Genomic DNA, 25,438 nt, shown 5'->3' with positions numbered 1-25,438 from the left:
CCTTGCCGAATCGCCCCGCAGGTCGGATCAAACCTTATGGACCTGCACAGCACTTATCCCGGTATTCCCGATCTGAAACGCCGCGCACGCCGTCGGCTGCCGCACTTCGTATGGGAATACATCGACAGTGGCACCGGGATAGAAACGGCGCGGCATCGCAATCGAAAGGCGCTGGATGATGTCCGTCTGAGCCCCTCGATCCTGCATGGGGAGCTTGAATTCGATACGTCAGTGAAAATCTTGGGCGGCACCTGTCCTTTGCCCTTCGGTATTGCGCCGATCGGGATGTCCGGGCTTGTCTGGCCTGATGCAGAGCGGTTGCTGGCACAGGCCGCCGCCAAGGCAGGCATTCCCTATTCGCTATCGACGGTGGCCAGTCAGAGCCCCGAAGACCTGGCCCCGTATCTGGGCGAGAACGCGTGGTTCCAGCTGTACCCGCCAAGGGACCCAGAAATTCGCATGGACATGCTGAACCGGGCGCGCGGGGCCGGATTTCGAACTCTGGTTCTGACCGCTGACGTCCCTGTCGCCTCGCGCAGGGAGCGGCAGACGCGCTCGGGCCTGCGGCAGCCGCCGAAACTGACACCGCGCCTGCTGGCACAGATCGCGCAAAGACCTGCATGGGCCCTGGGCATGCTGCGCAGCGGCGTTCCGCACATGCGCACACTGGACAAGTATATCGATGACCCTGGTGATCTGCCGCCGACGGCCCATGTCGGATACCTGCTGCGGACCTCGCCGGATCTGGATTACGTCAAATGGCTGCGCGATCATTGGGACGGACCGTTCGTCGTGAAAGGCATACTGCGCCCCGAGGACACAGACAGGCTGGAACAGGTGGGTGTGGACGCCCTGTGGGTGTCGAATCACGGGGGCCGACAGTTCGATGCAGCCCCGGCCAGCGTCGAGGTTCTTCCCGCAATCCGGAGCACGACCCGCCTGCCGCTGATTTTCGACAGCGGTGTCGAAGGCGGGCTGGATATCCTGCGTGCGCTTTCGCTGGGCGCAGATTTCGTCATGTTGGGACGCGCATTTCTGTACGGTCTTGCGGCACTTGGCGCAAAAGGCCCCGCGCATGTGATCGATATCCTGAGGCAGGATCTGCACGCGAATATGGGTCAGATGGGACTGGCCGATCTGTGTCAGTTTGAGACGAAACGCTAAATTATTGATGCTGCAACGCGGCATCCCTATAAGTGTGCCAAGGCCAAAGGGCGTTTGCGAGCGATAACATGCCGGTTCTACCCAGAAGAACGGATGTACCTGTGCGTATTCTCCGCCCATTAAGACGCCCAAACACCAAAGACCGGGACCTGATATGACAGACTTCAACAAGATCCTGATCGCCAATCGCGGCGAGATTGCCATCCGCGTCATGCGCGCAGCAAACGAGATGGGCAAACGCACCGTCGCTGTTTACGCTGAAGAAGACAAACTGGGCCTGCACCGGTTCAAGGCGGATGAGGCCTATCAGATTGGCGAGGGCATGGGTCCGGTCGCGGCGTACCTGTCGATTGACGAGATCATCCGCGTGGCCAAGCATTGCGGCGCGGACGCGATCCATCCGGGCTATGGCCTGCTGTCCGAAAACCCGGATTTCGTGGATGCCTGTGTCAAGAACGGCATCACCTTCATCGGCCCCCGGGCCGAGACCATGCGCGCATTGGGCGACAAGGCCAGCGCGCGGCGCGTGGCCATTGCGGCCGGTGTGCCTGTCATTCCGGCCACCGAGGTCTTGGGTGATAACATGGACGCGATCCGCAAGGAGGCCGCCGAGATCGGATACCCGCTTATGCTCAAGGCGTCCTGGGGCGGCGGCGGACGCGGGATGCGCCCGATCCAGTCGGAAGACGAGCTGGAAGAAAAGGTTCTGGAAGGCCGCCGCGAGGCTGAGGCCGCCTTTGGCAATGGCGAGGGTTATCTGGAAAAGATGATCACCCGTGCCCGCCATGTCGAAGTTCAGATTCTGGGCGACAAGCATGGTGAGATTTATCACCTTTATGAACGCGACTGTTCGGTCCAGCGCCGGAACCAGAAGGTCGTCGAACGCGCCCCTGCCCCTTACCTGAGCGAAGAACAGCGCGCCGAGATTTGCGAACTGGGCCGTAAGATCTGCGCCCATGTGAATTATGAATGCGCAGGCACTGTCGAGTTCCTAATGGATATGGAGACCGGCAAATTCTACTTCATCGAGGTGAATCCCCGGGTCCAGGTCGAACACACGGTCACCGAAGAAGTCACCGGGATCGACATCGTTCAGGCGCAGATCCTGATTGCCGAGGGCAAAACGCTGGCCGAAGCTACCGGTGCCGCAAGTCAGGCCGAGGTGCATCTGAACGGTCACGCGCTGCAAACACGGATCACCACAGAAGACCCGCAGAACAACTTCATCCCCGACTATGGTCGGATCACCGCTTATCGCTCGGCCACGGGCATGGGCATTCGTCTGGATGGCGGAACCGCGTATGCGGGCGGTGTCATTACGCGGTATTACGACTCGCTGCTGACAAAGGTCACCGCCTGGGCGCCGACGCCCGAGAAGGCGATCAGCCGGATGGACCGCGCCCTGCGCGAGTTCCGTATTCGCGGCGTCAGCACCAATATCGATTTCGTCATCAACCTGCTGAAGCACCCGACCTTCCTGTCGAATGAATACACCACCAAGTTCATCGACACGACGCCGGATCTGTTTGCCTTCAAGCGCCGCCGCGACCGGGGCACCAAGGTTCTGACCTATATCGCCGATATCACGGTGAATGGTCATCCCGAAACCAAAGACCGCCCCGAGCCGCGCGCCGACCTGAAAGTCGCCAAGCCCCCCGCGCAGAAGGCCGAGCCGCGGATGGGCACGCGCAACCTGCTGGAGCAGAAAGGCCCGCAGGCCGTGGCGGACTGGATGAAAGCGCAGCGGCAGCTGCTGATCACCGACACCACCATGCGCGACGGGCACCAGTCGCTGTTAGCGACCCGGATGCGGTCGATCGACATGATCAAGGTGGCGCCAACCTATGCCGCGAACCTGCCGCAGCTGTTCTCGGTCGAGTGCTGGGGCGGTGCGACGTTCGACGTGGCCTACCGGTTCCTGCAGGAATGCCCATGGCAGCGTCTGCGCGACCTGCGCGAGGCAATGCCGAACCTGATGACACAGATGCTGCTGCGGGGCGCGAACGGGGTTGGGTACACCAATTATCCCGACAACGTGGTGCAGGAGTTCGTGCGCCAGGCATCGAAGAACATCGACGTTTTCCGCGTCTTCGACTCGCTGAACTGGGTCGAGAACATGCGCGTTGCGATGGATGCTGTTATCGACAGCGGCAAGATCTGCGAGGGTACCGTTTGTTACACTGGCGATATTCTGGACCCTGACCGCGCCAAATATAACCTGAAATACTATGTCGGAATGGCCAAAGAGTTGCGCGACGCAGGCGCGCATGTTCTGGGTCTGAAGGATATGGCGGGCTTGCTGAAACCAGCCTCGGCCAAGATTCTGATCCGGGCGCTGAAGGAAGAGGTTGGACTGCCGATCCACTTCCACACCCATGACACGGCCGGTATCGCCAGCGCGACCATCCTTGCCGCCTCTGAAGCGGGTGTGGACGCGGTGGATTGCGCGATGGACAGCTTCAGCGGCAACACGTCCCAGGCAACGCTGGGCACCGTGGTCGAGGCGCTGCGCCATACTGACCGTGACACCGGGCTGGACATCAAGGCGATCCGCGAGATCAGCGATTACTTCGAGGCCGTGCGCGGACAGTATGCGGCCTTCGAATCAAGCCTCCAGGCCCCGGCGTCCGAGGTGTATCTGCACGAGATGCCGGGTGGTCAGTTCACCAACCTCAAGGCGCAGGCGCGCAGTCTGGGTCTGGAAGAGCGCTGGCACGAGGTCGCGCAGATGTACGCCGATGTAAACCAGATGTTCGGTGATATCGTAAAGGTAACGCCCTCGTCGAAGGTTGTTGGCGACATGGCGCTGATGATGGTCAGTCAGGGCCTGACCCGCGAGCAGGTCGAGGATCCGGCGACAGATGTGGCCTTCCCCGACTCGGTCGTCGACATGATGCGCGGCAATCTGGGTCAGCCTCCGGGCGGCTTCCCGAACACCATCATCAAGAAGGTGCTGAAAGACGAGGCCCCCAACACGCAGCGCCCCGGCAAGGACGTGCCTGCCGTCGATCTTGAGGCCACCCGCGCCGAGCTGTCCAAGCAGTTGGAAGGCAAAGAGGTCGATGACGAGGATCTGAACGGGTACCTGATGTATCCCAAGGTGTTTCTGGATTACATGGGCCGTCACCGGATTTACGGCCCGGTCCGCACCCTGCCCACGCGCACCTTCTTCTACGGTATGGAGCCCGGCGAAGAGATCACGGCCGAAATCGACCCCGGCAAGACGCTGGAAATCCGGTGTCAGGCCATCGGCGAGACGGACGAAAAAGGCGAGGTCAAAGTGTTCTTTGAGCTCAACGGCCAGCCGCGTGTGATCCGGGTGCCGAACCGGATGGTCACATCAACCACTCAGGCGCGCCCCAAGGCCGAGGTCGGCAACCCCGATCATGTCGGTGCGCCGATGCCCGGTGTTGTGGCCACAGTCACTGTGACCGCGGGCCAGCAGGTCAAGGAAGGCGATATGCTGCTGACCATCGAGGCGATGAAGATGGAAACCGGCATCCACGCCGAACGCGACGCGACCGTCAAAGCGGTGCATATCCAGCCCGGCGGCCAGATTGACGCAAAGGACCTTCTGATCGAACTGGAATAAGTCGGAAAACAACCTAATGTTCATCAGGCCGTGTGGGAGACCGCACGGCCTTTTTCTATGATTGAGCGGAGACCCATTATGCTTGCAATCACCCCGATCTATGCGGCCTTGGTCGCACTTCTCTACGTCACACTCAGCGTCAAAGTGATCCTGCAACGGCGCAGCGACAGAATCTCGGTCGGGGATGGTGGCAGCAAGCTGATGATCAAGGCGATACGGACACACTCGAACTGCGCCGAATACGCCCCGATTTCCCTGCTGCTGATTGCTATGGTCGAGTTGCAGGGCGCGGCCGGGGTTTTGGTCCATCTGCTGGGGCTGATGTTGCTGGCGGGGCGTCTTTTGCATGCGTACGGATTTGGACGGACGCCACAGATCGTCATCCTGCGGCAGGCCGGCATGAGCCTGACCTTCCTCGCCATTCTGGGTGCGGCTTTTGCAAACTTGATTCTGGCGCTTTAGGCAATCTGGCGGGTGTTACCCTGCCAGAACGGTTGTTTCGATCTGCGGTGCGCCCAGCAGAACCGGTGTGAACCGGTCATGTTCATGCCGATCCGGTTTCAGGATGGCAGCGCCGATCAGAATCATCGCGGCAAGCATCACGATCTTCAGGTCTTCAACGGATATCATGACGGCACCTCCTGCCTGTGTTTTGTTGATTTGAGTTACGGGTTGAACGGGTCACGGGCCGGATTCCGTCGAAAAGATTTTTCCCGCTTTTTGTGTTTTTCCGCTTGCAGCCCCGCGTGGGAATTTATACATCCCTCCTCACTCAACGGCGCGGGCGTAGCTCAGGGGTAGAGCATAACCTTGCCAAGGTTAGGGTCGGGCGTTCGAATCGCCTCGCCCGCTCCATTGAGAGGTCTTCGGACCACATATGTATCTGATGCGGGCGTAGCTCAGGGGTAGAGCATAACCTTGCCAAGGTTAGGGTCGGGCGTTCGAATCGCCTCGCCCGCTCCAGATACCAAGTTTTCCCAAACATATGGTTCTTTCGTTGGCATTGCGCCATTGTGGCTATGGTTTCAATCACGCACGGGAAATGCTTATGTCCGACTATGTCATTCGCCCCCTGACTGCGGATGAAATGCAGACCGCTGTCGACTGGGCAGGCCAAGAGGGCTGGAACCCCGGCCACCACGACGCCGCCTGTTTCTACGGCACCGACCCCAACGGGTTTCTGGGCGGGTTTCTGGACGATGAGATGATCGCATCAGTGTCTGTGGTGGACTATGGTGATGCGTTTTCGTTTCTGGGATTTTACATTGTACGTCCGGAATTTCGGGGGTCGGGTTACGGGCTGAAAATCTGGCATCAGGCTTTGGCGCAACGAACCGGGCGCAATATCGGGCTCGACGGGGTCGTTGATCAGCAACACAATTACCGCAAGTCTGGTTTCACCTTTGCCTATAACAATTACCGCTTCACCGGCACTGTCAGAGGCATTCTCGACACTCTAGGGCAGAGCGATGACGCATCAATCAGCCCGCTCAGTCAGCCATCGCCGGAGCTGTTCGCCTATGACCGGCAACTCTTCCCTGCGCAGCGCGACGCGTTTCTAACAGGTTGGCTGAGTGCGCCGAATCATATCTCACGGGTGTGTACAGTGGAGGAGCAGATCAGGGGATATGCCACCTTGAGACCGTGTAAGACAGGGTACAAGATCGGGCCGCTTTTCGCAGATGACGCCGGTGTCGCACGGGGCCTGCTTGCCAGTCTTTTGACTGCCGTATCAGCAACAGCCAGCGACCAAGCGGTTTTCATCGACATGCCACAGCCCAACGCGGCTGCTTTTGCTTTGGCGGATGCGCTGGGTCTTACGAAAGTGTTCGAAACCGCCCGGATGTATTCCGGCGATCAGCCGGATATCGACCTGTCCCGCATCTATGGCGTGACCACCTTTGAACTGGGTTAAAACGCCTTGAACGTCATCGTCGTCAGCGAGCGTTCGATATTGGGAATCACCAGCAGGTGTTCGTTGATGAAATGGCCCACATCCTCGGTTTCGGGGATGTAGAGCTTGAGCATCAGATCAAACTCACCGCTGGTAGAATAAAGCTCTGAGTGTATTTCGCGCAGGGCGATTTCCTCGGCGACCTTGTAGGTGGTGCCGGGTTTGCAGCGGATCTGGATGAATACGCAGGTGGACATGGCTTGGCCCTGTTGGTTCATGTTGTCTGCAAGCTGACATGGTGCCGGGCCGGGTGCAATCCCTTGCAACAGTTTGCAGCGATTGCAACGCATGGTCTGGATCAACCCACCCCACCCCGTCTATAAGCGCGCCTGTAGCAAAAGGAATTTGCCCATGCGCACCGCTTCGATCAGCCGCAAGACTGCCGAAACCGAAATTTCGGTCTCGGTCAATCTGGATGGCACCGGTACATATGACAATCAGACCGGCGTCGGGTTCTTTGACCATATGCTGGACCAGCTGGCGCGCCACTCGTTGATCGATATGACAATCCGCGCCAAGGGCGACTATCACATCGACGATCACCACACGGTCGAGGATACCGGCATCGCGCTGGGTCAGGCTTTGACACAGGCCCTGGGCGACAAGAAGGGTATCCGGCGCTATGGCGAATGCCATCTGCCGATGGATGACGCGCAAGTGCGCTGTGCGCTGGACCTGTCGGGCCGCCCGTTCCTGATCTGGAATGTCGATCTGCCGACGCAAAAGATCGGTACGTTCGACACAGAACTGGTGCGCGAGTTTTTTCAGGCGCTCAGCACCCATGGCGGCATCACCCTGCATATCGACCAGTTGCACGGCTTCAACAGTCACCACATCGCCGAGGCCGCGTTCAAGGCCGTTGCACGCGCGTTGAGGGATGCGGTTGAGACCGATCCGCGCAAAGCGGATGCGATTCCGTCGACCAAGGGCGCGTTGTAAATGCTCACAGCCATAATTGATTACGAAAGCGGCAATCTGCATTCAGCGGAAAAGGCGTTTCAGCGCATGGCGCAAGAGGTCGGCGCTGGTGACGTTGTTGTCACCTCGGACGCGGATGTCGTTGCGCGCGCGGACCGACTGGTTCTGCCCGGTGATGGTGCCTTCCCGGCCTGTGCTGCCGAGCTGCGCGGCCACAAGGGTATTTATGACGCGATGGTCGAAGCGGTCGAACAGAAGGGCCGCCCGTTTCTGGGCATCTGCGTTGGCATGCAACTGATGGCAACCAAAGGCCATGAATACACCGAGACCGATGGTCTGGGCTGGGTGGCAGGCGATGTTGTTCGAATCGAACCGTCAGATGCCGCTTTGAAAGTGCCGCATATGGGCTGGAACGATCTGGTTCTGGAAAGCGATCACCCGATCTTTGCCGGGGTGAAATCAGGCGATCACACCTATTTCGTCCATTCCTACCATTTTCGCGTGTCCGACCCGGCGCAGCGATTGGCTTATGTGGAATACGGGCAGGACGTCACGGCCGTGATTGGCCGCGACACGATGGTTGGGATGCAGTTTCACCCCGAAAAAAGCCAGGATGTTGGCCTGCGTATGCTGGGCAACTTCCTGACCTGGAAGCCCTGAGGCTTACTGAACCCGCGTCCAGGTTTGCCCGCGACAGATCAGACCGCCCGCCACGCAGCCCTTGACGGTCAGCTTGTTCTGGCCGTCCAGAGACATTTTCGAGTTGTAGGTTTTGTCCCGGTCGGGGGCCCAGATCTTACCGCTGTCATAGCTGCCGCCCCCTTCGGGGACCATGTCCCAGATGATCTTTTTGCCAAGGTTCTCATATTCCAGCTGCTGGTTGCCATCCGCGTCGAACGCGCTGTCGATGGTGCCGCAGATCGCACTACCGCATTCGGAAATCGTCACATGCAGATAGCCACCCGTGTCGCCCGGCGCGGTTTTCCACAGGCCGTCAACCGGATCGTCTGCAAAAGCAGCTGTAGCAAGCAGCATCAAGCCCGCTGAAAGAGTAGAAGTCTTCATGATTTTCTCCCTGTTTTGTGGGCAGTCTGACCCGCTAATGGGCGGCGGGCAAGAATGACCCAGCGTCGCGTTGCATCCCCTGCCCTGCTTGTGCGATATCCCGCGCGTGTAACAGTGATATAGGGCCGCCCGACATGATCCTCTACCCCGCCATCGACCTCAAAGACGGCCAGGCCGTACGCCTGCTGCGTGGTGAAATGGACAAGGCCACCGTGTTCAACGAAGACCCGGCCGCTCAGGCCCGTGCCTTTGTCGAGGCGGGGTGCGAATGGCTGCATCTGGTCGACCTGAACGGTGCATTCGCAGGCGAGCCGGTCAACGCAGCACCGGTTGAGGCAATTCTGAAAGCGTGCAAGGTGCCTGCGCAACTGGGTGGTGGCATCCGCGACATGGCCACGATCGAAACATGGATCGAGAAGGGGCTGGCGCGGGTCATTTTGGGCACTGTCGCTGTCGAAAATCCAGATCTGGTGCGCGAAGCAGCCAAAGCCTTTCCCGGCAAGGTCGCTGTCGGCATCGACGCACGCAATGGCATGGTGGCCACCAAGGGCTGGGCCGAAGAGACCAATGTTCAGGTCACCGATCTGGCCCGTAGTTTCGAAGACGCGGGCGTTGCGGCAATCATCTACACCGATATCAATCGCGACGGTGCCATGCAGGGCCCGAACATCGAAGCGACCGCTGCCCTGGCACAGGCCGTTTCCATCCCTGTGATCGCCTCGGGCGGTGTCAGTTCGCTGGACGACCTGATCGCCCTTCGCGATTGCGGCGTTGCGCTGAACGGCGCGATTTCAGGCCGGGCGCTTTATGATGGCGCAATTGACCTGGCCGAGGCCATCCGCGCCCTGTCGTGATCGGTTATTGCGCGGCTGCGGCGGTCAGCTTGGCCAGTGCACCGCGCATCTTTTCGATGACCGGTGATTTGTCGACATCGTTCAGGTCGTCCAATGTCTCTTTCGGGTCTTCATAGATCAGCCAGACCTGGCCATTGGAGTCTTCGTACGCCTGCACCTTGAGAGGCAGAAACAGCCCGGCGCGCGGGTCGATCTGCATGGCTGGCGTACCCAGCGCCGGGTTGCCGAAGATCAGCACCTGATTGGCAGGAATGGACGTACCGATCTTTTCCGCCCCGGCCGCGTGGTCGATGCGGGCAAACACGGTTGCGCCTGCATTTCCGACGGCGGCTTCCAGCGCGTCCAGCGCCTCGGCCACGGATTTGTCGGTTTGAACCTTGATCAGATCATCTGCCATTGCGGTCAGCGCGCCTCCGATTGAAAAAACACAAGCCAGTATCAGTCTACGCATATCGATATTCCTTCTGTGAAATTCACCCCAGTTTTCACAGAATAGAGACCTCTCACAATCACAAGTCTGGCATCGGCAGGGCTTTGCCGCTAGAGGTGCGCCCATAAAGGATATCCTATGCTGAAAACCCGGATCATTCCCTGCCTTGATGTTGCCGATGGCCGAGTGGTCAAAGGCGTGAATTTCGTGGGACTGCGCGATGCAGGCGACCCGGTGGAATCGGCCAAGGCCTATGATGCTGCCGGAGCGGACGAGATCTGCTTTCTCGACATTCACGCGACCCACGAGAATCGCGGCACCATGTTCGATGTGGTGCAGCGTACGGCGGAACAGTGTTTCGTGCCGCTGACCGTGGGCGGTGGGGTGCGAACAAAAGACGATGTGCGCGCCTTGCTGCTGGCGGGGGCGGACAAGGTCAGCTTCAACTCGGCCGCGGTTGCCAATCCGGATGTGATTGCCGAAGCGGCAGATCAGTTCGGCAGTCAGTGCATTGTCTGCGCCATCGACGCCAAGACCGTCAGCCCCGGCAAGTGGGAGATCTTTACCCATGGTGGGCGCAAACCCACCGGCATTGATGCGGTTGCCTTTGCAAGAACCGTGGTCTCCAAGGGGGCCGGTGAAATCCTGCTGACCTCGATGGACCGCGACGGCACCAAATCCGGGTTCAACCTGCCGCTGACCCGCGCCATTTCCGACGCGGTGGATGTGCCCGTGATCGCCTCGGGCGGTGTTGGTACTTTGGACCATCTGGTCGAGGGCGTCACCAAGGGCGGTGCAAGCGCCGTGTTGGCGGCATCGATTTTCCATTTCGGCGAATACACCATCCGCGAGGCCAAGGAACATATGGCCGCCGCTGGCATCCCCATGAGGCTGACATGAGCATCTTGCACGATCTGGCCGCCACGATCGAGGCACGCAAGGGGGCTGATCCCGAAAGCAGCTGGACGGCCAAGCTGCTTGCGAAAGGCCCTGAGAAATGCGCCGAGAAATTCGGTGAAGAGGCCATAGAGGCCATCATCGAAGCCGTAAAAGGGGATCAGGTTAAGCTGACCTCGGAAGCGGCGGACGTGTTGTATCACCTTCTGGTCATGCTGGCCGCGCGGGACGTGGCGCTGGATGATGTTCTGGCCGAGCTGGACCGCCGTCAGGGCACCAGCGGTATCGCCGAAAAAGCTGCCCGCCCCAAAGGGTAACGTCCGGGTTCCGCACTGGCTCCTGGGCCGTTATACTCGGATGCCAGACTGTCAGGGCGAAGGCGCGTTATGATCCGAATTTTGATGCTTGTGGCAACCCTTGCCATCGTCGCTGGCTGCGCCGCGCCGCCGCGCTCGACCGGGGATGAGGTGCAGCGGCTCGCCACGGAGATTCAGGGCCTTGGCCCGGATATCGACCCTGAGGAGGCCCGACGCGCAGCTGGAATTGCTTACGCCTATACCGCTCAGCTGGTCGAGGAATACCAGATCACAGACCCGCCCCTGATCCATAACATGAAGGTCAACAAGGGGCTGCGCCCGCGTGGGCTGTGCTGGCATTGGGCCGAGGATATCGAGCGGCGGCTGAAACAGGAAAACTTCCGGACACTGGAGCTGCACCGTGCCATTGCAAACGCGGACAACCCGACGCGGATCGACCACAGCACCGCAATCATCAGCGGTAAAGGTGCGACGCTGTATGACGGTGTCGTATTGGACCCGTGGCGTTATGGCGGCGTGTTGTTCTGGTCTCCGCTGGTCGAGGATACCCGGTATGACTGGGTTCCGCGCGACGTGGTGCTGGAAAAGCGGCGGAAGGAACAGGTGGCGCGGCTGAAACCTTACGTCCCCGCCAAACCCTAAAGCTTGGACGAAATGATCCCGGTCGAAAATCCGCCCATGCGCAATTCGCCAAACAGGCGCTGATATTCGATCTTGGGGCAGCGGTTCATCACCACATCCACGCCACGGGCCTGGGCCTTTGCCGCCGCTTCAGGGTGTTCCACGCCAATCTGCATCCAGATCGTACCGAGCGACGGGAAAGCCTCCAGCGCCTCATCTACAATGGGTGGCACGGCCTCGGACCGCCGGAAAATGTCCACCATGTCTACAGGCTCGGAGATCTCTGACAGGCTGCCGCGAACCGTCTGACCAAACAGGTCTTTGCCCGCGTGGCCCGGATTGACGGGAATCACCTTGAACCCTTTCAGCGACAAATAGCGCGCCACGTAATAGCTGGGTCGCACAGGGTTCATGGAAACGCCGACAACGGCCACCGTCTTGGTGCGTTGCAAAATAGCCTTAAGGTGCTGATCGGAATAGTCTGGCATGCCCTATCCTTAACAGGGTTCCAAAAAGAAAAAAGCGCCCAAGAAAGCTTGGGCGCCAGTTGTTGGAACGAGGGACAGTGAAATGACCCGCGGCAGTTCCGTTCCGCGGTCACTGTGACATTTAAGCATGGATCCGTTAAAAAAAAGAGGGGTGGCGCATTTTTGTGATGACTTTTCACAATTAGCTGAACCCTGCCTACTCCCCATAGAGAATTGCGGGCCAGTTTTCTTCTGCCATCGCAATGTATCCTGTTTGATTCTGCTGCCAGATTTCCTCGACCGCGGGTGAATGCGTCAGGTAAAGACGCCCATCGACCACCTGCCACGTATTCGGATCCGTGCTTTTCAACACACCCATCGCCATCCCGTACGAGCAATAACCACCGAACTGCGGCGCAAAGGCGCGCGGGTTGCCTTCAAAGAGCTCGCGATTTGCCTGCGATTTGAAATGCCACCGGGCGCCCTTCCACATGACCGCGTTTTCGGGTGCCCCTTTTGAAGGCGCGTCGCTGTCAAAATAGGACACGGGATCATACCCCGCCAACGCCACACCGTCAGTGGCGTAATACACGGGATTGTCCTGCGCAAACACGGCAGGAGCCAGCAATACAGTGCTCAGCGAGCTCATAAAAGTACGTCGGTTCAGCATCGTCATATGGGAATCTGCACATTCAAGACCATCAAGATGCAACTTTTCGCGTTTTTCGGAACCCCTGTTGACGCGGATGTGAACGAGTGTTCGCCAGTTGAAACTTAGTCAAAGATGTCTTCGATCACGTCCCATGCTTCGTCGAACACGCGCGCAAGCATGGTCTTCTTCCTCTTTTTGCGCTTTGCTTTCCGAGGGGCAGCATGAGACACAGCTACGCGCAGCGGTTCGGGTTTGTGTACTTTCCGCGCGGGCAGCATCTTCAGGTTGTGCAGCGGCGCTCCACAGCTGGAGCAGCTAAGCTCGTGCCGTTCCTTGCCTTTCAGGATCAAGGCAGCCCGGGTGCCGCAATAGCAGCAGGTCGCGATTTTGGCAGGACCGGGAATGACGCTCTCCTTTGCTCAGGGTCGCGACGCATATAAGGCGATTGCCGCAGCATTTGAGACGTTCAGCGAACCAAATCCCCCGGCTGCGTCAATTTTAACCAACTGATCCACGGTTTCCTTTGTCTTCTGCCGCAAGCCCGGACCTTCCGCGCCCAGCACAAGCGCGACAGGGCGGTCACGGCCATCGCTTAGCGCACCTTCGATTGTCATGTCGGCTTCTCCGTCCAGCCCAAGGACCAGAAAGCCCATGCCCTGAAGCTCGACAATCGCGTCCGCAAGGTTGCGCACCCGCAGATAAGGCTGCCGCTCAAGCGCACCGCTGGCGGTTTTTGCCAGTGCCCCGGTCTCGGGCGCGGAATGGTGGCGTGTGCCGATCACAGCACTGGCCCCCAGAACTTCGGCCGAGCGCAGAATCGCCCCGACATTGTGCGGGTCGGTGACCCGGTCCAGCAGAATGACGCGAGGGTTTTCGCGACCGATGCAGTTATCTGCCAGACTGCCCCATTCCAACGGCTTGACCTCCAGCGCCGCGCCCTGGTGCACGGATCCAGAATCGATGGGCGCAGAAAACTTGCGCGGGTCGACCATCTCGGCCTCGATCCCCGCAAATTCAATAGCTTCCGCCAGTTTGTCACACGCATTCCGCGTCACCATCAGGCGTAGTTTTTGCCGTTTTGGGTTCATCAGCGCATCGCGAACCGCGTGCAGGCCAAACAGCCAGACTGTTTCCGCAGCAGCAGCTTTGCGCGCCTGTTCCTTTTCGACGACCCATTTGGGTTTCTTCATTTCAAGGGCCTCCGGGCCGGGAATTCGGTTTCCTGCGCCAAAGGGAAATTTTCCTGTTGACGCTCCTTTGGTGCGCTAGTAATCACGCCTCCACGTCAGGTGCAACGCCTGACAGTGGGCGACAGGCCGCAAGGTGTGGCAGGGGACTGTAACTCCCTCGCGGAGACGCACGCCTGGTTCGATTCCAGGGTCGCCCACCATCTTTCCAGCGTATTCCGAAGATGGTGAGGACGCGTGTCCCGCATTGTGTTATTGTCTGTCAGCTGTGTTATTGCTGTTGGTCTGCCGTCATTCTCAGATTCAACAGACCTGATCCGTTTTACACATCTTAAACCGGCGCTAACGCGACCGGATTGTGAACGAAAGGTGCCGCGTGGCCTTCGCCACCGCATGTCATGACGTTCAGATCAACGCGCCAGTCGATTGCGCACCTATTCCGCAGCCGGGCGCATCTGCGCTATGCGGTTGAACCAGCCTACGATGTCGTCCAAATCCGCAGGCAGCTCTTCGGCCGCACCTTCGGCGAAGGTGTTGAACTTTTCGGCGTTCAGCCCGTTAACGCCGACCAGCACCGGAATATCCAGCGCCAGTGCTTCGCCGATTACGGGGCGAAAACCGCGCCCATCGGATTCATGTTTGCCGAATTTGTTGATAATCAGCAGGTCCGGTGCGTTCGCAAGAGAGGCGGTCACATATCCCACCGCCTGTTCCAGCGCTGCCGGGTCCAGACGGCAGCCGCGCGACTGGGTGCCCAGTGATTGTGAGATTCGGATGGTTTCACCATCCGGCAACACGCGGACATCCATGTCGCACTTGCTGCTGTCGGTACATTCCGTGTTCGTTTGCACGACACCGGCCAGTTTCGCGCCAGACGCCAGCAGACGTTCAGCAACAGCGCTGAGCAGGCGATCCGTCGCGCCGCGGTCGGTGGTGGTGACATAGGCCAGATGCATCTTGGACCTCTTGTAAATCGATTGTGACGTTTCAAATAGCACGCAAGGTGCTGCCCGACCACTCCCCCAGTCAAGGCAGCGGCGACAGACCGATCACAGGTGCGTGCAGGTGAAGAAGAACCGCATAAGCGGCCAGTGCGGTTAGCCAGATCCAAGGGCGTGGCCATGGACGCGGAAAGCGCAGTGAGAACCGCGCCGTATTTCGCGACAACCGGACCCATTCAAAGCCAATCTCACGCGATTTACGCCTGTCGATCAGGGCCATGCCCATAACAGAAAATCCGGCAAACAGGCCGAACAGGGTCACATGTGACAGGCTTCCATTGGCCAGAAGATGCGCCAAGGACCACAACAGCAGCGCGGCTAGGATCGGGTGGCGAGTGGTGCGCAGAATACCGGGGTGTTCGGGGTCAAAAGGCCTTTTGCCCATCCCACCAAAAGAAAACGGGTTCTGGATCGCAAGCCCGGCCACAGCCAGCCAGCACACCACAGGCATGATCAGTATTGGCACCCAGCGCAAGACTGCGAACGGCGGAATGACCTCGACATAGGGGGCGTTTGCAGCGGCGACAATCAGCCAGGCCAGCACGGCCAGCGACAGAAGTGAATAGGCCGCGAAATACCCCCGGCGCCCGAGCGTGCCGATCAGCCATCCCCGCACGGTGGGCCGTACAGGAATTGCATGGCTGAGCAGGAAAACGATGAGTGCTGCAAGAAATAGTCCCCAACCGGTCATGATATTCTCCAAACGTGTTGGGGTCGGTCTATAGTGGGGGGACGGCGACCTCCTTGCCCGAAATCAAGTTGGGTCACAGGGGCGGATACGCCGCCCCTGCCTGTATTACAGCCCAAGCGCCGCGCGGCGTTCTTCGGCAAAGCCCTGCACGATGCGGTCGGCAATCAGTGCCAGAATCGCCATCGCGGCCCCGGCCGAAATACCAAGCCCCACATCCGCCTGACCCAGCGCCAGATATATCGACTGGCCCAGACCGGTGGTCCCGATCAGTGCCGCGATGACCAGCATGGCAAAGGCGTAAAGGATGGTCTGGTTCAGCCCCAGCAGGATGGTCGGGGCCGCATAAGGCGCCCTCACATCGCGCATGATCTGCCACTCGGTCGCGCCGCTTGAAATTGCGGCCTCCATCATCTCATCCGGTGTATTGACCAGCCCGTGCCGCGTGTAGCGGATCATCGGGACAATCGCATAGGCACAGATGGCCAGAAAGGCCGAGAACTCGCCAATCTGGAACACCATCAGCACCGGGATCAGGAACACGAAAAGGGGGATCGTCTGCAACATGTCACAGATCGGGCGAACCACGTTCCACACAGGCTGCCATACCGCGCTGGCAAGGCCGATCAGCCCACCCGCCAAAGCGCAGGTAAACACCGCTGCACCGCTGAGATAAAGCGACAGCAGCGCCCTTTCCCACAGGCCCGAGACGAGGATGGTGCAGAGCAGCCCCACGCAGAGCGCGGCCAGACGCCAGCCCCCGGCAACCCAGCCCAGCGCGGCAGCGCCAGTCAGGACAAAGGGCCACGGCAGGTTCGCGATACCGGTTTCCAGCATTCCAATCAGAATCAGAACGACCAGCCCACCAGTCAGCCGTCCGCGCCACGCCATCAAAAGCGCAATCCCGGCACCGGCCGCAAACAGGCCAAAGCTCATGCTCGACGTCCACTGGAAACCCCATGTGAAGGGCAGCACCGCCTGATCCAGCCCGATCCGCAGCGGCAGCAGTACATAGAACAGCGAGTTGTTTTTGAGGGCGTCCAGCCACTGGCCATTGGCCTGCGTGAATGCGGTCAGGCCGCTGTCCACGGCTTCGGCCATCGGGTCCAGCAGGGTCAGCTCCGCAGGGTTTGGCAACCACGCCCAGAAGGCCGCCGTAAAGACAACAGCAAAACCCAGCATCGCCCAGACAACACGGCTGTCATAGCGTTTACGCTCGGTCGCCAAAGTGCCGCTCATCCGGTCGATCACCACGGCAAAGACCACGATAACCAGACCCGCCATCAGCGACTCGCCGAACTGCGCCTTGCGCATGGTCAGCAGAACCTCCCAGCCGATATCGTTGAACCCGCCGATGACGGCGGCGATGATAACCATCGACAGAGCAGCCATCAGGCATTGGTTCACACCGACCATGATCTGAGTGGTGGCGGCAGGGATTTCGACCTGGAACAGTTGCTGGAACCGAGTGCCGCCGGACATGATGGCCGCCTCTTTGATCTCGGGCTCCACCCGTTCCAATCCCAGCATCACATTGCGCGCCATGGGCGGTGCGGCATAGATGGCCGAAGCAATCAGACCAACAACAGGACCAAATCCAAACAGCAGCAGCAGCGGTGTCAGATAGGCAAAGGTCGGCACCGTCTGCATGATGTCCAGCACGGCCTGCACAAAGGATTTCACCTTTGGCACTTCGTTGGCGAGGATGCCGATGCCGCCCCCAATGACCAGCGCCACAGGGACAGACACGGCGACAAGCGCCAGCGTATTCATGCTTTCGGCCCAATAGCCCGAGGCCAAAACAAAGCTGAGGCCCAGAAAGCCAAGTGCGGCCATGGACAAGCCGCCCAGATACCAGCCCAACGCGGTCACAATCCCGATCAGGATAGGCCATGGCGTTTTGCCTAGCACGAAATTCGCCCAGTTCATTGGGTGGGTCATCAGGTCCGAAAACAGCCGCATTGCCGGTTTGATCAGGTTCAGAAACCAGTCCAGAAACGCGCCAACCCATTGGGTTGCAGGCAGTTCCCACGCGGCGGGCCACTTGACCAGCCACGGGGCGATACCCTCGAGCGCGAGGCAAACTGCACCGACGATAACAGTTATCAGGGCGGCCTTCGCACCTGCCGTCAACTGCGCACTGCGCCGTGTCGGGAGGTCGGTTATGGCGGTCATGTCTCGTCCACCTGGAGAGCTGCGGCCAGATCGGACGGATGCACCGTGCCGACGACATTGCCCGCCTCATCCCGCACGGGCACGGGTTCATACAGCTCCATGCAATGCGCAAGGGCTGCGTCCAGCGTCATCGAGGTGGTGAGGCCGGGGTCATCCGGGCCACATTCCGCCTTGCTCCGCATGACCGAGGCGACCTTGGCGTGCTGACCTTTGGCGACATCCTTCGAGAATTCGCGCACGTAATCATCCACCGGGCGCAACACGATATCTGTGGGCGTTCCGATCTGAACAATCTTGCCGTCGCGCATGATTGCTATGCGGTCGGCCAGCTTCAGCGCCTCTTGAATGTCATGGGTGATAAAGACGATGGATTTCTTCAGCGTCGCCTGAATGCGCAGGAATTCATCCTGCAACTGGCGGCGGATCAATGGGTCGAGAGCCGAGAACGGTTCATCCAGAAACCAGATATCGGGATTTACGGCGAGGCTGCGGGCAATGCCCACACGCTGGCGCTGGCCACCTGAAAGCTGGCGCGGAAAGCTGTCTTCGCGCCCTTCCAGACCGACCAGTGAGATCACCTCCTGTGCGCGCGCCAGCCGTTCCTTCTTGCCCACACCCTGCACGCGCAGCGGATAGGCCACGTTTTCGGAAACGGTCATATGCGGGAACAGGCCGAAATGCTGGAACACCATGCCCAGTTTTTTGCGGCGCAACTCGGTCAGGGCCTTCTTCGAGGCTCCGATGACATTTTCGCCGTCCACCCGAATCTCACCGCCCGTGCCGGGCAGTAGCTGCGAAATGCAGCGGATCAGCGTGGATTTGCCCGAGCCCGACAAGCCCATGATGACGAAAAGCTCGCCCTCCTGAACTTCGAAATTGGCATCCTGAACGGCAGGGATCAGCCCCTGTTCCCGAAGGGCGGCGGCAGCCTTGTCTGCGTCATTCCCTGACCGAGACAGCGCGTCGGTCAGGGCTTTGTCAGCGCCGGGGCCAAACACCTGCCAGAGATTCCGGCAGGCGATGGCTGGCATGGTCGTGTCCGTCACTTACGCGGGCTCACTGGGTTGCCGCGTCTACAACCGGACGCCATTTGCCTTCGTTTTCAGCCATCCATGCGGCGACAACTTCTTCGACCTTTCCACCGTCAACGTCGATCGCGCCCATCATCGGCTGCTGGTCTTCAACCGCCAGCTGATAGTTGGTCAGAATTTCAAAGGCTGCCGGCCATTTCTCTTCCATACCGCTCCAGCCAGCTTTGAAGATGCGCGAGGGAGAGAAGTCGCAGTCATTGACAGCATTCGGGTTCGGGCCCCAGGCCGGATCACTGAAGCACGCCTCTTCACCAGCGGGCAGTTCGACGAACTGAACGTCATAGGCCGACATCGCCCAATGCGGCTGCCAGAAGGTGATCAGCAGCGGCGATTTGCGTTCGGTCGAAGCGCGCAATTCCGCGATCAGCGCCCCTTCGGACCCTGCTGGTACGGCTTTGAACGGCAATTCCAAACCGGTCATGCGATCCGCGCCCGGAGTTCCCCAGTCGGCCGGGTAATCGACAAGACGACCACCGGGCAGAGTTTCCGCCGTCGCAAAGACCTGAGCGCAATCTTTCAGCGCTTCCCATGCGGGCAGGCCCGGGCACAGATCGGCCACATGCGCCGGGTACGCGATGCCTTCCTTGGCATCCAGACCCAGATCACCGATTTCAACCACAGTGCCTTCACCGATTTTCTTGGCGTATTCATCGGAAACGTTGGAAGACCAGATTTCCAGTGTCGCGTCGATGTCGCCATCGGCCAGCGCCTGGAACTGGTTCATCATGCCAGCGGTCACATATTCGACGTTGTACCCGGCTGCCTTGAGCATCTCACCCGCCACATGCGTGGTGACGTGCTGGCCGGTCCATTCGTTGATCGCCAGTTTGATCGGTTCATCCACGGCGCCCATATCCGCCGCCTGCGCCGCGCCTGCAACGCTCAGAGCCATTAGGCTTACACTTAGTTTTTTCATGGACTTAACTCCCTGTCATATTTGTTTTGCCCATCCCGGCAAGGATTTTCCCGCCGGTCTTTCTGTCTGATGACAATGCCATGCCGCAGCATGCACAAATTTGGCTGGAAAAGAACAGTGATCCGTTTCCAAATTGTGGAAAAGATCTTTCTGCCAGATTGTTCCCCCCTCCCGGCTCCCTTTACGCATCCAACCCGGCTTGCCTTGTTCCATTTCGCTAAGACGGGACGTTGACTGACGAGTCAATCAGAAAACATTTTGCCACCTTTTGTCGAGAACTTCTTTCGAAAATCCGCATTTTTCTGCGAATCCAGTTATTCGTTGGGCTGCCTCAAATCTGGACACGGTCAGATTTTTCATTGCCAAACAAGAACAAAAGATAAACATTTATAGTCGGGCAACATCAAGGTTAGACAGATGCGAACGTTTGACGAAATCTTTGAAATCGCAGCCGCGCGCCACGGCGGTCCAGAAGCTCTGGACGCAAAACTGAGCAAACCGAAAACCCCCGCGGAACTGGCAGCGATGCCCGAGGATCGCTGGCTGTCGGTCATCACGAAATGCATCTTTCAGGCTGGCTTCAACTGGAAAGTCATCGAAAACAAATGGGACGGGTTCGAAACAGCCTTTAACGGGTTCGACGTGGGGCGATGCGCGTTCATGGATGATGAGAAGTTTGACACCCTTTTGCAGGATACGCGCATCGTAAGGAATGGAACCAAGATCGCGGCTGTACGGGATAACGCTGCATTCTTGCTTGAACTGCGTGAGGAAGGCGGCGCGGGTAAAGTGTTAGGCGGCTGGCCATCTGATGACTACGTCAACCTTCTGGCAATGCTGGCAAAACGCGGGGCCCGACTGGGCGGCGCTTCGGCGCAGTACGCAATGCGGTTTGCCGGGCGGGACAGTTTCATTCTGTCTCAGGATGTCACCGCCCGGCTGATTGCTGAAGGTGTGATCGACAAGCCTGCCACCTCGAAGAAAGCGATGGAGGCGGTTCAGAACGCCTTTAATACATGGATGGGTCAGTCCGGGCGATCACTTACGGAAATCAGCCGGGTTCTGGCCATGAGTCTGTGAAAACGGTTTGCGGAATACCCGCAGCGGAATAAGATTCAACTTATGGTTCTGCGTGTATTCATTGCTTCACTTTTGTTGCTGGCCGCCTGCGGTCGTGAGTTGACTGAGCAGGAGCGCGATTTTGCGGAAACCATTCAAGGGGAAACCCTGGAACTGGATCACATCCGTCTGGTCGAAGGTGCCCCGGTTACCAACGTGACGTATTTCCGCGAAGAACGCCCGCGACTGGCCTGCCGCGAGCGCATTCTGCCCCCGGTGGACCCCGGGCCGGTGACGGGCAAACCTGCCGCCGTGGCCCTGTTCAACAAAGTCTACTTTGCCCGCGACTGGTATCTGGAGGACTATATGTCGGAATTTCCGGATCAGATGAACCTGCTGGCCGCGATGCTTTTGGCCCATGAGCTGACGCATGTCTGGCAATGGCAGAATCGCCGGACCACGGGTTACCATCCCCTGCGCGCTGCGGCGGAACATGGGGGCCGAAGGGATCCGTATCTGTTCGACCTCGAAACTTCTCCGGATTTTCTGACCTACGGGTTCGAACAGCAGGGCGCGATCGTCGAAGAATATGTGTGCTGTCGCGCGCTGGCCCCTCAGGCCAAGCGCACCAAAAGACTTCATGACATGCTGGGTGCCCATTTTGATCTGTCGCCCTTGCCGGAACAGGGGCGCGAGCGCCCGGTCCTGATCCCGTGGAGCGAAGCCAGGATCGAGGGGATTTGCAGTTAGTTCCGGGCGCGCTGCAGGGTTTCCAGATATGCCACCAGATCAACGATCGGCTGGCTGGTCAGGATCGGCTGACCTTCCGGTGTTTTCATGGATGTGTCCTGCCCGTCGAAATAAGGGCCATAGACCGGCATCGGGCTGCCATGGCTGACCAGCGGATCCCTGCCGTCGATGCGGGCGACAACGCGGGCGGTCGGGAACACCCCGCTTTCGCTGGACAATGCGGTCAGATCGGACGGCTGAACAACCAGCACACTGGCCATCGGCCCCTGCCCGGTTGCGTCAATCCCGTGACAGGTCGCGCAGTAATGCAAATAGAGTTCCTCTCCGGTCACGGCATCCTGCGCCCAAGCAGCCTGTGCGGCAGCAGCCGAAACCCCGAGAACCAGCATACCGATCGTTGCCTTGAACATCGTATCCTCCTGTCACAATTGACATTTGCAGGGTTGCCCGACAGGCATATGGGCGCAATGATCCAGATCAACGAAACAGGTGCAGAGGGTTCGGGCAATGACACAATACGCAGCCATCATGCTGGCCGCCGGATTTGGAATTCCGATACTGGCCGCTCTTAACGCGGCCCTTGGCAAGGTCATCGGATCACCGACAACGGCAGCTGTGGTGCTGTTTGCAATTGCCCTGGCCGCCTCGGTGCTGACCATGCTGTTGTTTCCCGGTTTTGCAGCCTTGACCAAGGTTGCGCAGGCCCCGAAACACCTGTTGTTCGCTGGCATCCTGATTGCATTCTATGTGTTGTCGATCACCCATGTCGCCCCGCATTTCGGTGTGGGAAACGCCGTGTTCTTTGTCCTGTTGGGGCAATTGATCAGTGCCGCGGCAATCGATCACTTCGGCCTGTTCGGCGCGCAGGTTGCACCCCTCACCCTGATGCGGGCAGGAGGTATCGCGGTCATGGCCATCGGTGTTGCAATCACTCAACTGGCCTGAGCACGCCACCCTCAAGCCGGACCATGCGATCCATGCGCGCCGCCAGTTCGAGGTTGTGGGTCGCGATCAACGCCGACAAACCGTCGTCCCTCACAAGTTTCATCAGCGCATCGAACACCTGATCCGAAGTTTCAGGGTCCAGATTGCCTGTCGGTTCGTCCGCCAACAAAACACGAGGCGCGTTGGCAAGCGCCCGACAAAAAGCCACGCGTTGTTGTTCACCGCCTGACAACGCCGCAGGACGGTGGCTGGCGCGCGGGGCGACGCCCACACGGTCCAGCAGATCCAATGCCCGTGCCTGAGCAGCTTTTTCAGACACGCCATTGGCCAGTTGCGGCAATGTGATGTTTTCCAGCGCCGTAAACTCGGGCAGCAGGTGATGGAACTGATATACGAACCCGATATCCTGCCGACGCAACGCCGTTCTGGTTCGGTCGCCCTTGCCGTTCACATTCTGCCCCCCGATTTCCACGGTTCCGTCGTCAGGCCGATCCAGCAGACCGGCGATGTGCAAAAGCGTTGATTTGCCCGCCCCTGACGGCGCAACCATGGCCACGGCCTCACCCGCGCGCAGCTCCAGATCGACCCCGCGCAGAACCTGCACCTCGCCCGGTGTGCCTTTGAGGTAGGTCTTGGTCAGACCGTTCAGTCGCAAGGTGACATCATTCATGGCGCAGCGCCTCGACCGGGTTCAGCCGCGCCGCGCGGCGGGCGGGGAAATAGGTGACGATGAAAGACAGGCCAAGCGACAGGCCCGTCGCCTTGAGCACATCGCTCAGATGCAGTTCGGCCGGCAGGGCGTAGATGCCACGGATCGACGGATCCCACACGCCACCGCCCATCACGTAGTTTACGAATGAGAAAATCGGATCAATGTAGATCGCAAAGAGGCATCCCAGGATGACCCCCATTGCAGTGCCAATCAGGCCGGTGAACGCACCGCAGATGAAAAAGACGCGCAGAACCGATCCCTCGCTCAGGCCGATCGTGCGCAGGATTCCGATATCGCGCCCCTTGTTCTTTACCAGCATAATCAGGCCCGAAACGATGTTCATCGCAGCAATCAGAACGAGGATCGACAGGATGATGAACATCACATTATCCTCAACCTCGAGCGCGCGTAGAAAGCCGCCGGATGCGTCCTGCCATGTCCATATCTGACTGCGCTCACCCGACGCCTCAAGAATGGGAATCAGGATCGGGCCAAGATCTTCGGGCTTGTCCACCATCACTTCGATCTCATCCGCCACACCTTCACGGTTGAAAAAGCCCTGCGCCTGAGAAAACGGCATGTAGACGCGGGTGCGGTCGATGTCATAGCGACCGGCCGAAAACACATAGACAACACGATAGGCATTCACGCGCGGCGACGTGCCAAAGGCGGTTTTGACCCCGTTGGGCGAGGTCAGTTTGACCACATCCCCGACAGTGGCCCCGATGCTGCGGGCCACACCCGATCCAATGGCGATGACATCCTCACCCGTCTGGAAGTCCGACAGGTCCCCCGCCGCCTGTTCCGCCTGCGCGATACCCGGCAGGTCGAGCAGATCGTCGGGTCGGATGCCAAACACCTCGACCCCGCTGCTGCTGTCGCGGTTGGTGATCAGCACCTGCCCCTTCACCAGCGGTGCGGCACGCTCAACTCCGGGCACCTGCGCTATGCGGTCGGTGCGTTCCTTGTAGTCGGCAATTGTTCGATCCACCCGGCCCTGCGCGTCAAATTCACCCGAGGAATAGACCGTCACATGCGCATTGGCGCCCAGAATGGTGCCGACGAATTCAGAGCGAAAACCTGAACGGACAGCCAGCGTTGCAATCAGTGCAAACACAGCAAGCGTGATCCCGATCAAAGAGATCCATGTCATCACGCTGACACCGCCTTCGGCCCTGCGCGCGCGCAGATATCGCCAGGCGATTTTCCATTCAAAAGGGGCAAAGGGCGGGGGTGTCTTGGCCATGCCTGCTCCGGGTTTTCTTGTTTGCGGCGACCCTTTCGGCATTTCGCCCAATGGTCAAGCCGGTTGTCACTCTGAACTGGCTCCTCAGCCTGAAAGAGCCGAATCGTTGCAGGACATGACCAAAATACACGTGCAAAACAGGTGTCTTCTAATTCGGGCGCTACACCATGAGTTGTGAAGCGCATCACAGACAGAAGGTGATTGTTTCAGGTATGACGTTAATCATCGCACATCGTGAGCCACTGAATCGTAAAGGCAACAATAAGTGCGAAATTTTATTACTCTTTTTGATTATTTTCAGAAACTTTGCCACCCTAACCATGGGGGAACACATTTAAAGAGCGGGGGTCGCTCAATGAATTTACGAATTTCAACCAATGGCGCGGGTGCAATTTCGACCCGTCAGGCTTCAACAGAATTGGATTGTGAGACCGCAGCCTTGCTGCGCGCGGCCATCCGGCCGATCTTTGTCACCGCAGCAAGCTGGGGCAATTTGGCAGACATCCTGAAAGACAAAGGATATCGTCTGGTTTTCCGTCAAGGCCGTTTGTGTATCACGGATCGGGCAACTGATGCGCGGATTTGCGGATTGCGCTTTCTGGATATCGAGTTTCGCGAACTGATCAGCCGCCTTGGCCGCCCGATTGTTGTGGCGACAGGTGACGGAGCCAACGGAGACGTCCTGGCCGAGCGCCCGACGTCGGATCAAAACTGAGAACCTGCCGACTGACGCGGTC

The 25,438-nt window shown here is 59.1% G+C and carries 30 protein-coding genes and 3 tRNA genes; 17 read left to right on the top strand and 16 right to left on the bottom strand.

Annotation, left to right across the window (positions count from 1 at the left end; translation table 11 throughout):
• The first annotated feature begins 36 nt into the window (after positions 1-36).
• The 3 genes from ACR0M9_RS07010 to ACR0M9_RS07000 all read left to right on the top strand — a co-directional run bounded on the left by ACR0M9_RS07010 (position 37) and on the right by ACR0M9_RS07000 (position 5,218).
• Entirely contained in the window at positions 37-1,164 is a 1,128-nt protein-coding gene (locus tag ACR0M9_RS07010; RefSeq protein WP_480773182.1) for an alpha-hydroxy acid oxidase, read from the top strand.
• A 154-nt stretch (positions 1,165-1,318) separates the two neighbouring features.
• Positions 1,319-4,756, top strand: a complete 3,438-nt coding sequence (locus ACR0M9_RS07005; protein ID WP_480773181.1) for a pyruvate carboxylase — start codon at positions 1,319-1,321, stop codon at positions 4,754-4,756.
• Between the two features lie 78 nt (positions 4,757-4,834).
• Positions 4,835-5,218 carry an MAPEG family protein gene (locus ACR0M9_RS07000; protein ID WP_480773180.1) on the top strand — a complete coding sequence of 128 codons (384 nt, stop codon included), beginning with the start codon at positions 4,835-4,837 and terminating at the stop codon, positions 5,216-5,218.
• A 15-nt stretch (positions 5,219-5,233) separates the two neighbouring features.
• Here the strand turns inward: ACR0M9_RS07000 and ACR0M9_RS06995 are convergent, their stop codons facing one another.
• The gene (locus ACR0M9_RS06995) at positions 5,234-5,386 is read right to left on the bottom strand and encodes a hypothetical protein (RefSeq protein ID WP_480773179.1); all 153 of its coding nucleotides are present in this window, start codon (positions 5,384-5,386) and stop codon (positions 5,234-5,236) included.
• Between the two features lie 150 nt (positions 5,387-5,536).
• Between ACR0M9_RS06995 and ACR0M9_RS06990 the strand changes: the two genes are divergently transcribed.
• The 3 genes from ACR0M9_RS06990 (at position 5,537) to ACR0M9_RS06980 (ending at position 6,671) form a co-directional block, all read left to right on the top strand.
• A tRNA-Gly gene (locus ACR0M9_RS06990) sits at positions 5,537-5,611 on the top strand.
• Positions 5,612-5,644: 33 nt separating this feature from the next.
• A tRNA-Gly gene (locus ACR0M9_RS06985) sits at positions 5,645-5,719 on the top strand.
• Between the two features lie 22 nt (positions 5,720-5,741).
• Complete coding sequence (locus tag ACR0M9_RS06980) at positions 5,742-6,671, top strand: GNAT family N-acetyltransferase (RefSeq protein WP_480528528.1); 930 nt, start codon at positions 5,742-5,744, stop codon at positions 6,669-6,671.
• Here the strand turns inward: ACR0M9_RS06980 and ACR0M9_RS06975 are convergent.
• Positions 6,668-6,907 carry an Lrp/AsnC family transcriptional regulator gene (locus tag ACR0M9_RS06975; protein ID WP_480482339.1) on the bottom strand — a complete coding sequence of 80 codons (240 nt, stop codon included), beginning with the start codon at positions 6,905-6,907 and terminating at the stop codon, positions 6,668-6,670. The two genes, ACR0M9_RS06980 and ACR0M9_RS06975, sit on opposite strands and share 4 nt — an antisense overlap.
• Before the next feature lie 154 nt (positions 6,908-7,061).
• Here ACR0M9_RS06975 and hisB point away from each other — a divergent pair, with 154 nt between their 5' ends.
• Together hisB and hisH are read left to right on the top strand one after the other, a co-directional pair.
• Entirely contained in the window at positions 7,062-7,649 is a 588-nt protein-coding gene (gene hisB, locus ACR0M9_RS06970) for an imidazoleglycerol-phosphate dehydratase HisB (protein WP_480481897.1), read from the top strand.
• Positions 7,650-8,288: an imidazole glycerol phosphate synthase subunit HisH gene (gene hisH / locus ACR0M9_RS06965; protein WP_480537406.1), complete on the top strand. Its 639-nt coding sequence runs from the start codon at positions 7,650-7,652 to the stop codon at positions 8,286-8,288.
• Between the two features lie 3 nt (positions 8,289-8,291).
• Here hisH and ACR0M9_RS06960 read toward each other — a convergent pair whose 3' ends face one another.
• Positions 8,292-8,693, bottom strand: coding sequence for a DUF2147 domain-containing protein (locus ACR0M9_RS06960; RefSeq protein ID WP_480773178.1), 402 nt, complete (start codon positions 8,691-8,693; stop codon positions 8,292-8,294).
• 134 nt (positions 8,694-8,827) lie between these two features.
• Here ACR0M9_RS06960 and hisA point away from each other — a divergent pair, with 134 nt between their 5' ends.
• The gene (gene hisA, locus ACR0M9_RS06955) at positions 8,828-9,547 is read left to right on the top strand and encodes a 1-(5-phosphoribosyl)-5-[(5-phosphoribosylamino)methylideneamino]imidazole-4-carboxamide isomerase (protein ID WP_480773177.1); all 720 of its coding nucleotides are present in this window, start codon (positions 8,828-8,830) and stop codon (positions 9,545-9,547) included.
• Positions 9,548-9,551: 4 nt separating this feature from the next.
• On the opposite strand, the gene ACR0M9_RS06950 is transcribed toward hisA, so the two are convergent.
• Entirely contained in the window at positions 9,552-9,998 is a 447-nt protein-coding gene (locus ACR0M9_RS06950) for a DUF302 domain-containing protein (RefSeq protein WP_267363290.1), read from the bottom strand.
• A gap of 117 nt (positions 9,999-10,115) precedes the next feature.
• Between ACR0M9_RS06950 and hisF the strand changes: the two genes are divergently transcribed.
• The 3 genes from hisF (at position 10,116) to ACR0M9_RS06935 (ending at position 11,833) form a co-directional block, all read left to right on the top strand.
• Entirely contained in the window at positions 10,116-10,877 is a 762-nt protein-coding gene (hisF, locus tag ACR0M9_RS06945; RefSeq protein WP_209504552.1) for an imidazole glycerol phosphate synthase subunit HisF, read from the top strand.
• Positions 10,874-11,191, top strand: a complete 318-nt coding sequence (locus ACR0M9_RS06940) for a phosphoribosyl-ATP diphosphatase (protein WP_480481906.1) — start codon at positions 10,874-10,876, stop codon at positions 11,189-11,191. Before hisF ends, ACR0M9_RS06940 begins: the two co-directional genes overlap by 4 nt.
• A gap of 69 nt (positions 11,192-11,260) precedes the next feature.
• Entirely contained in the window at positions 11,261-11,833 is a 573-nt protein-coding gene (locus tag ACR0M9_RS06935) for a hypothetical protein (protein ID WP_480481908.1), read from the top strand.
• On the opposite strand, the gene ACR0M9_RS06930 is transcribed toward ACR0M9_RS06935, so the two are convergent.
• The 4 genes from ACR0M9_RS06930 to rlmB form a co-directional block, all read right to left on the bottom strand.
• Positions 11,830-12,300, bottom strand: coding sequence for a CoA-binding protein (locus ACR0M9_RS06930; protein WP_480773176.1), 471 nt, complete (start codon positions 12,298-12,300; stop codon positions 11,830-11,832). The genes ACR0M9_RS06935 and ACR0M9_RS06930 overlap by 4 nt on opposite strands.
• 196 nt (positions 12,301-12,496) lie before the next feature.
• Complete coding sequence (locus tag ACR0M9_RS06925) at positions 12,497-12,955, bottom strand: YHS domain-containing (seleno)protein (RefSeq protein ID WP_480492722.1); 459 nt, start codon at positions 12,953-12,955, stop codon at positions 12,497-12,499.
• A gap of 98 nt (positions 12,956-13,053) precedes the next feature.
• Complete coding sequence (locus ACR0M9_RS06920) at positions 13,054-13,335, bottom strand: hypothetical protein (protein WP_267363344.1); 282 nt, start codon at positions 13,333-13,335, stop codon at positions 13,054-13,056.
• A gap of 15 nt (positions 13,336-13,350) precedes the next feature.
• A complete protein-coding gene (rlmB, locus tag ACR0M9_RS06915; RefSeq protein WP_480582970.1) occupies positions 13,351-14,121 on the bottom strand; it encodes a 23S rRNA (guanosine(2251)-2'-O)-methyltransferase RlmB in 771 nt (256 codons plus the stop codon).
• A 116-nt stretch (positions 14,122-14,237) separates the two neighbouring features.
• On the opposite strand from rlmB, the gene ACR0M9_RS06910 reads away from it, so the two are divergent.
• Positions 14,238-14,321, top strand: a tRNA-Tyr gene (locus ACR0M9_RS06910).
• A 231-nt stretch (positions 14,322-14,552) separates the two neighbouring features.
• Here the strand turns inward: ACR0M9_RS06910 and ACR0M9_RS06905 are convergent.
• The 5 genes from ACR0M9_RS06905 to ACR0M9_RS06885 form a co-directional block, all read right to left on the bottom strand.
• Positions 14,553-15,074, bottom strand: coding sequence for a DUF2478 domain-containing protein (locus tag ACR0M9_RS06905; protein ID WP_480582967.1), 522 nt, complete (start codon positions 15,072-15,074; stop codon positions 14,553-14,555).
• A gap of 70 nt (positions 15,075-15,144) precedes the next feature.
• Entirely contained in the window at positions 15,145-15,810 is a 666-nt protein-coding gene (locus ACR0M9_RS06900) for an NnrU family protein (protein WP_480537402.1), read from the bottom strand.
• A 105-nt stretch (positions 15,811-15,915) separates the two neighbouring features.
• Positions 15,916-17,982, bottom strand: coding sequence for an ABC transporter permease (locus ACR0M9_RS06895; protein WP_480773175.1), 2,067 nt, complete (start codon positions 17,980-17,982; stop codon positions 15,916-15,918).
• Positions 17,979-19,028, bottom strand: a complete 1,050-nt coding sequence (locus ACR0M9_RS06890; RefSeq protein WP_480481922.1) for a quaternary amine ABC transporter ATP-binding protein — start codon at positions 19,026-19,028, stop codon at positions 17,979-17,981. Before ACR0M9_RS06890 ends, ACR0M9_RS06895 begins: the two co-directional genes overlap by 4 nt.
• Before the next feature lie 10 nt (positions 19,029-19,038).
• Entirely contained in the window at positions 19,039-19,989 is a 951-nt protein-coding gene (locus tag ACR0M9_RS06885; protein ID WP_209504562.1) for an ABC transporter substrate-binding protein, read from the bottom strand.
• A gap of 417 nt (positions 19,990-20,406) precedes the next feature.
• Here ACR0M9_RS06885 and ACR0M9_RS06880 point away from each other — a divergent pair, with 417 nt between their 5' ends.
• Positions 20,407-21,069 carry a DNA-3-methyladenine glycosylase I gene (locus ACR0M9_RS06880; protein WP_480773174.1) on the top strand — a complete coding sequence of 221 codons (663 nt, stop codon included), beginning with the start codon at positions 20,407-20,409 and terminating at the stop codon, positions 21,067-21,069.
• A gap of 42 nt (positions 21,070-21,111) precedes the next feature.
• The gene (locus tag ACR0M9_RS06875) at positions 21,112-21,798 is read left to right on the top strand and encodes a hypothetical protein (RefSeq protein WP_480773173.1); all 687 of its coding nucleotides are present in this window, start codon (positions 21,112-21,114) and stop codon (positions 21,796-21,798) included.
• Here the strand turns inward: ACR0M9_RS06875 and ACR0M9_RS06870 are convergent.
• A complete protein-coding gene (locus ACR0M9_RS06870) occupies positions 21,795-22,208 on the bottom strand; it encodes a c-type cytochrome (RefSeq protein ID WP_480582952.1) in 414 nt (137 codons plus the stop codon). The two genes, ACR0M9_RS06875 and ACR0M9_RS06870, sit on opposite strands and share 4 nt — an antisense overlap.
• 97 nt (positions 22,209-22,305) lie before the next feature.
• Here ACR0M9_RS06870 and ACR0M9_RS06865 point away from each other — a divergent pair, with 97 nt between their 5' ends.
• Entirely contained in the window at positions 22,306-22,743 is a 438-nt protein-coding gene (locus ACR0M9_RS06865) for a DMT family transporter (RefSeq protein WP_480481927.1), read from the top strand.
• Here the strand turns inward: ACR0M9_RS06865 and ACR0M9_RS06860 are convergent.
• Positions 22,727-23,413 carry an ABC transporter ATP-binding protein gene (locus ACR0M9_RS06860; protein ID WP_480773172.1) on the bottom strand — a complete coding sequence of 229 codons (687 nt, stop codon included), beginning with the start codon at positions 23,411-23,413 and terminating at the stop codon, positions 22,727-22,729. The genes ACR0M9_RS06865 and ACR0M9_RS06860 overlap by 17 nt on opposite strands.
• Positions 23,406-24,701, bottom strand: a complete 1,296-nt coding sequence (locus ACR0M9_RS06855; RefSeq protein WP_480773171.1) for a lipoprotein-releasing ABC transporter permease subunit — start codon at positions 24,699-24,701, stop codon at positions 23,406-23,408. Before ACR0M9_RS06855 ends, ACR0M9_RS06860 begins: the two co-directional genes overlap by 8 nt.
• Before the next feature lie 355 nt (positions 24,702-25,056).
• Between ACR0M9_RS06855 and ACR0M9_RS06850 the strand changes: the two genes are divergently transcribed.
• Complete coding sequence (locus ACR0M9_RS06850; RefSeq protein WP_267366022.1) at positions 25,057-25,416, top strand: hypothetical protein; 360 nt, start codon at positions 25,057-25,059, stop codon at positions 25,414-25,416.
• Positions 25,417-25,438 lie beyond the last annotated feature (22 nt).

The organism is Ruegeria sp. CH2 (assembly GCF_056537065.1).
The sequence above is the reverse complement of the archived record's forward strand: the minus strand, read 5'-3'. Positions and strand labels throughout refer to the sequence as shown.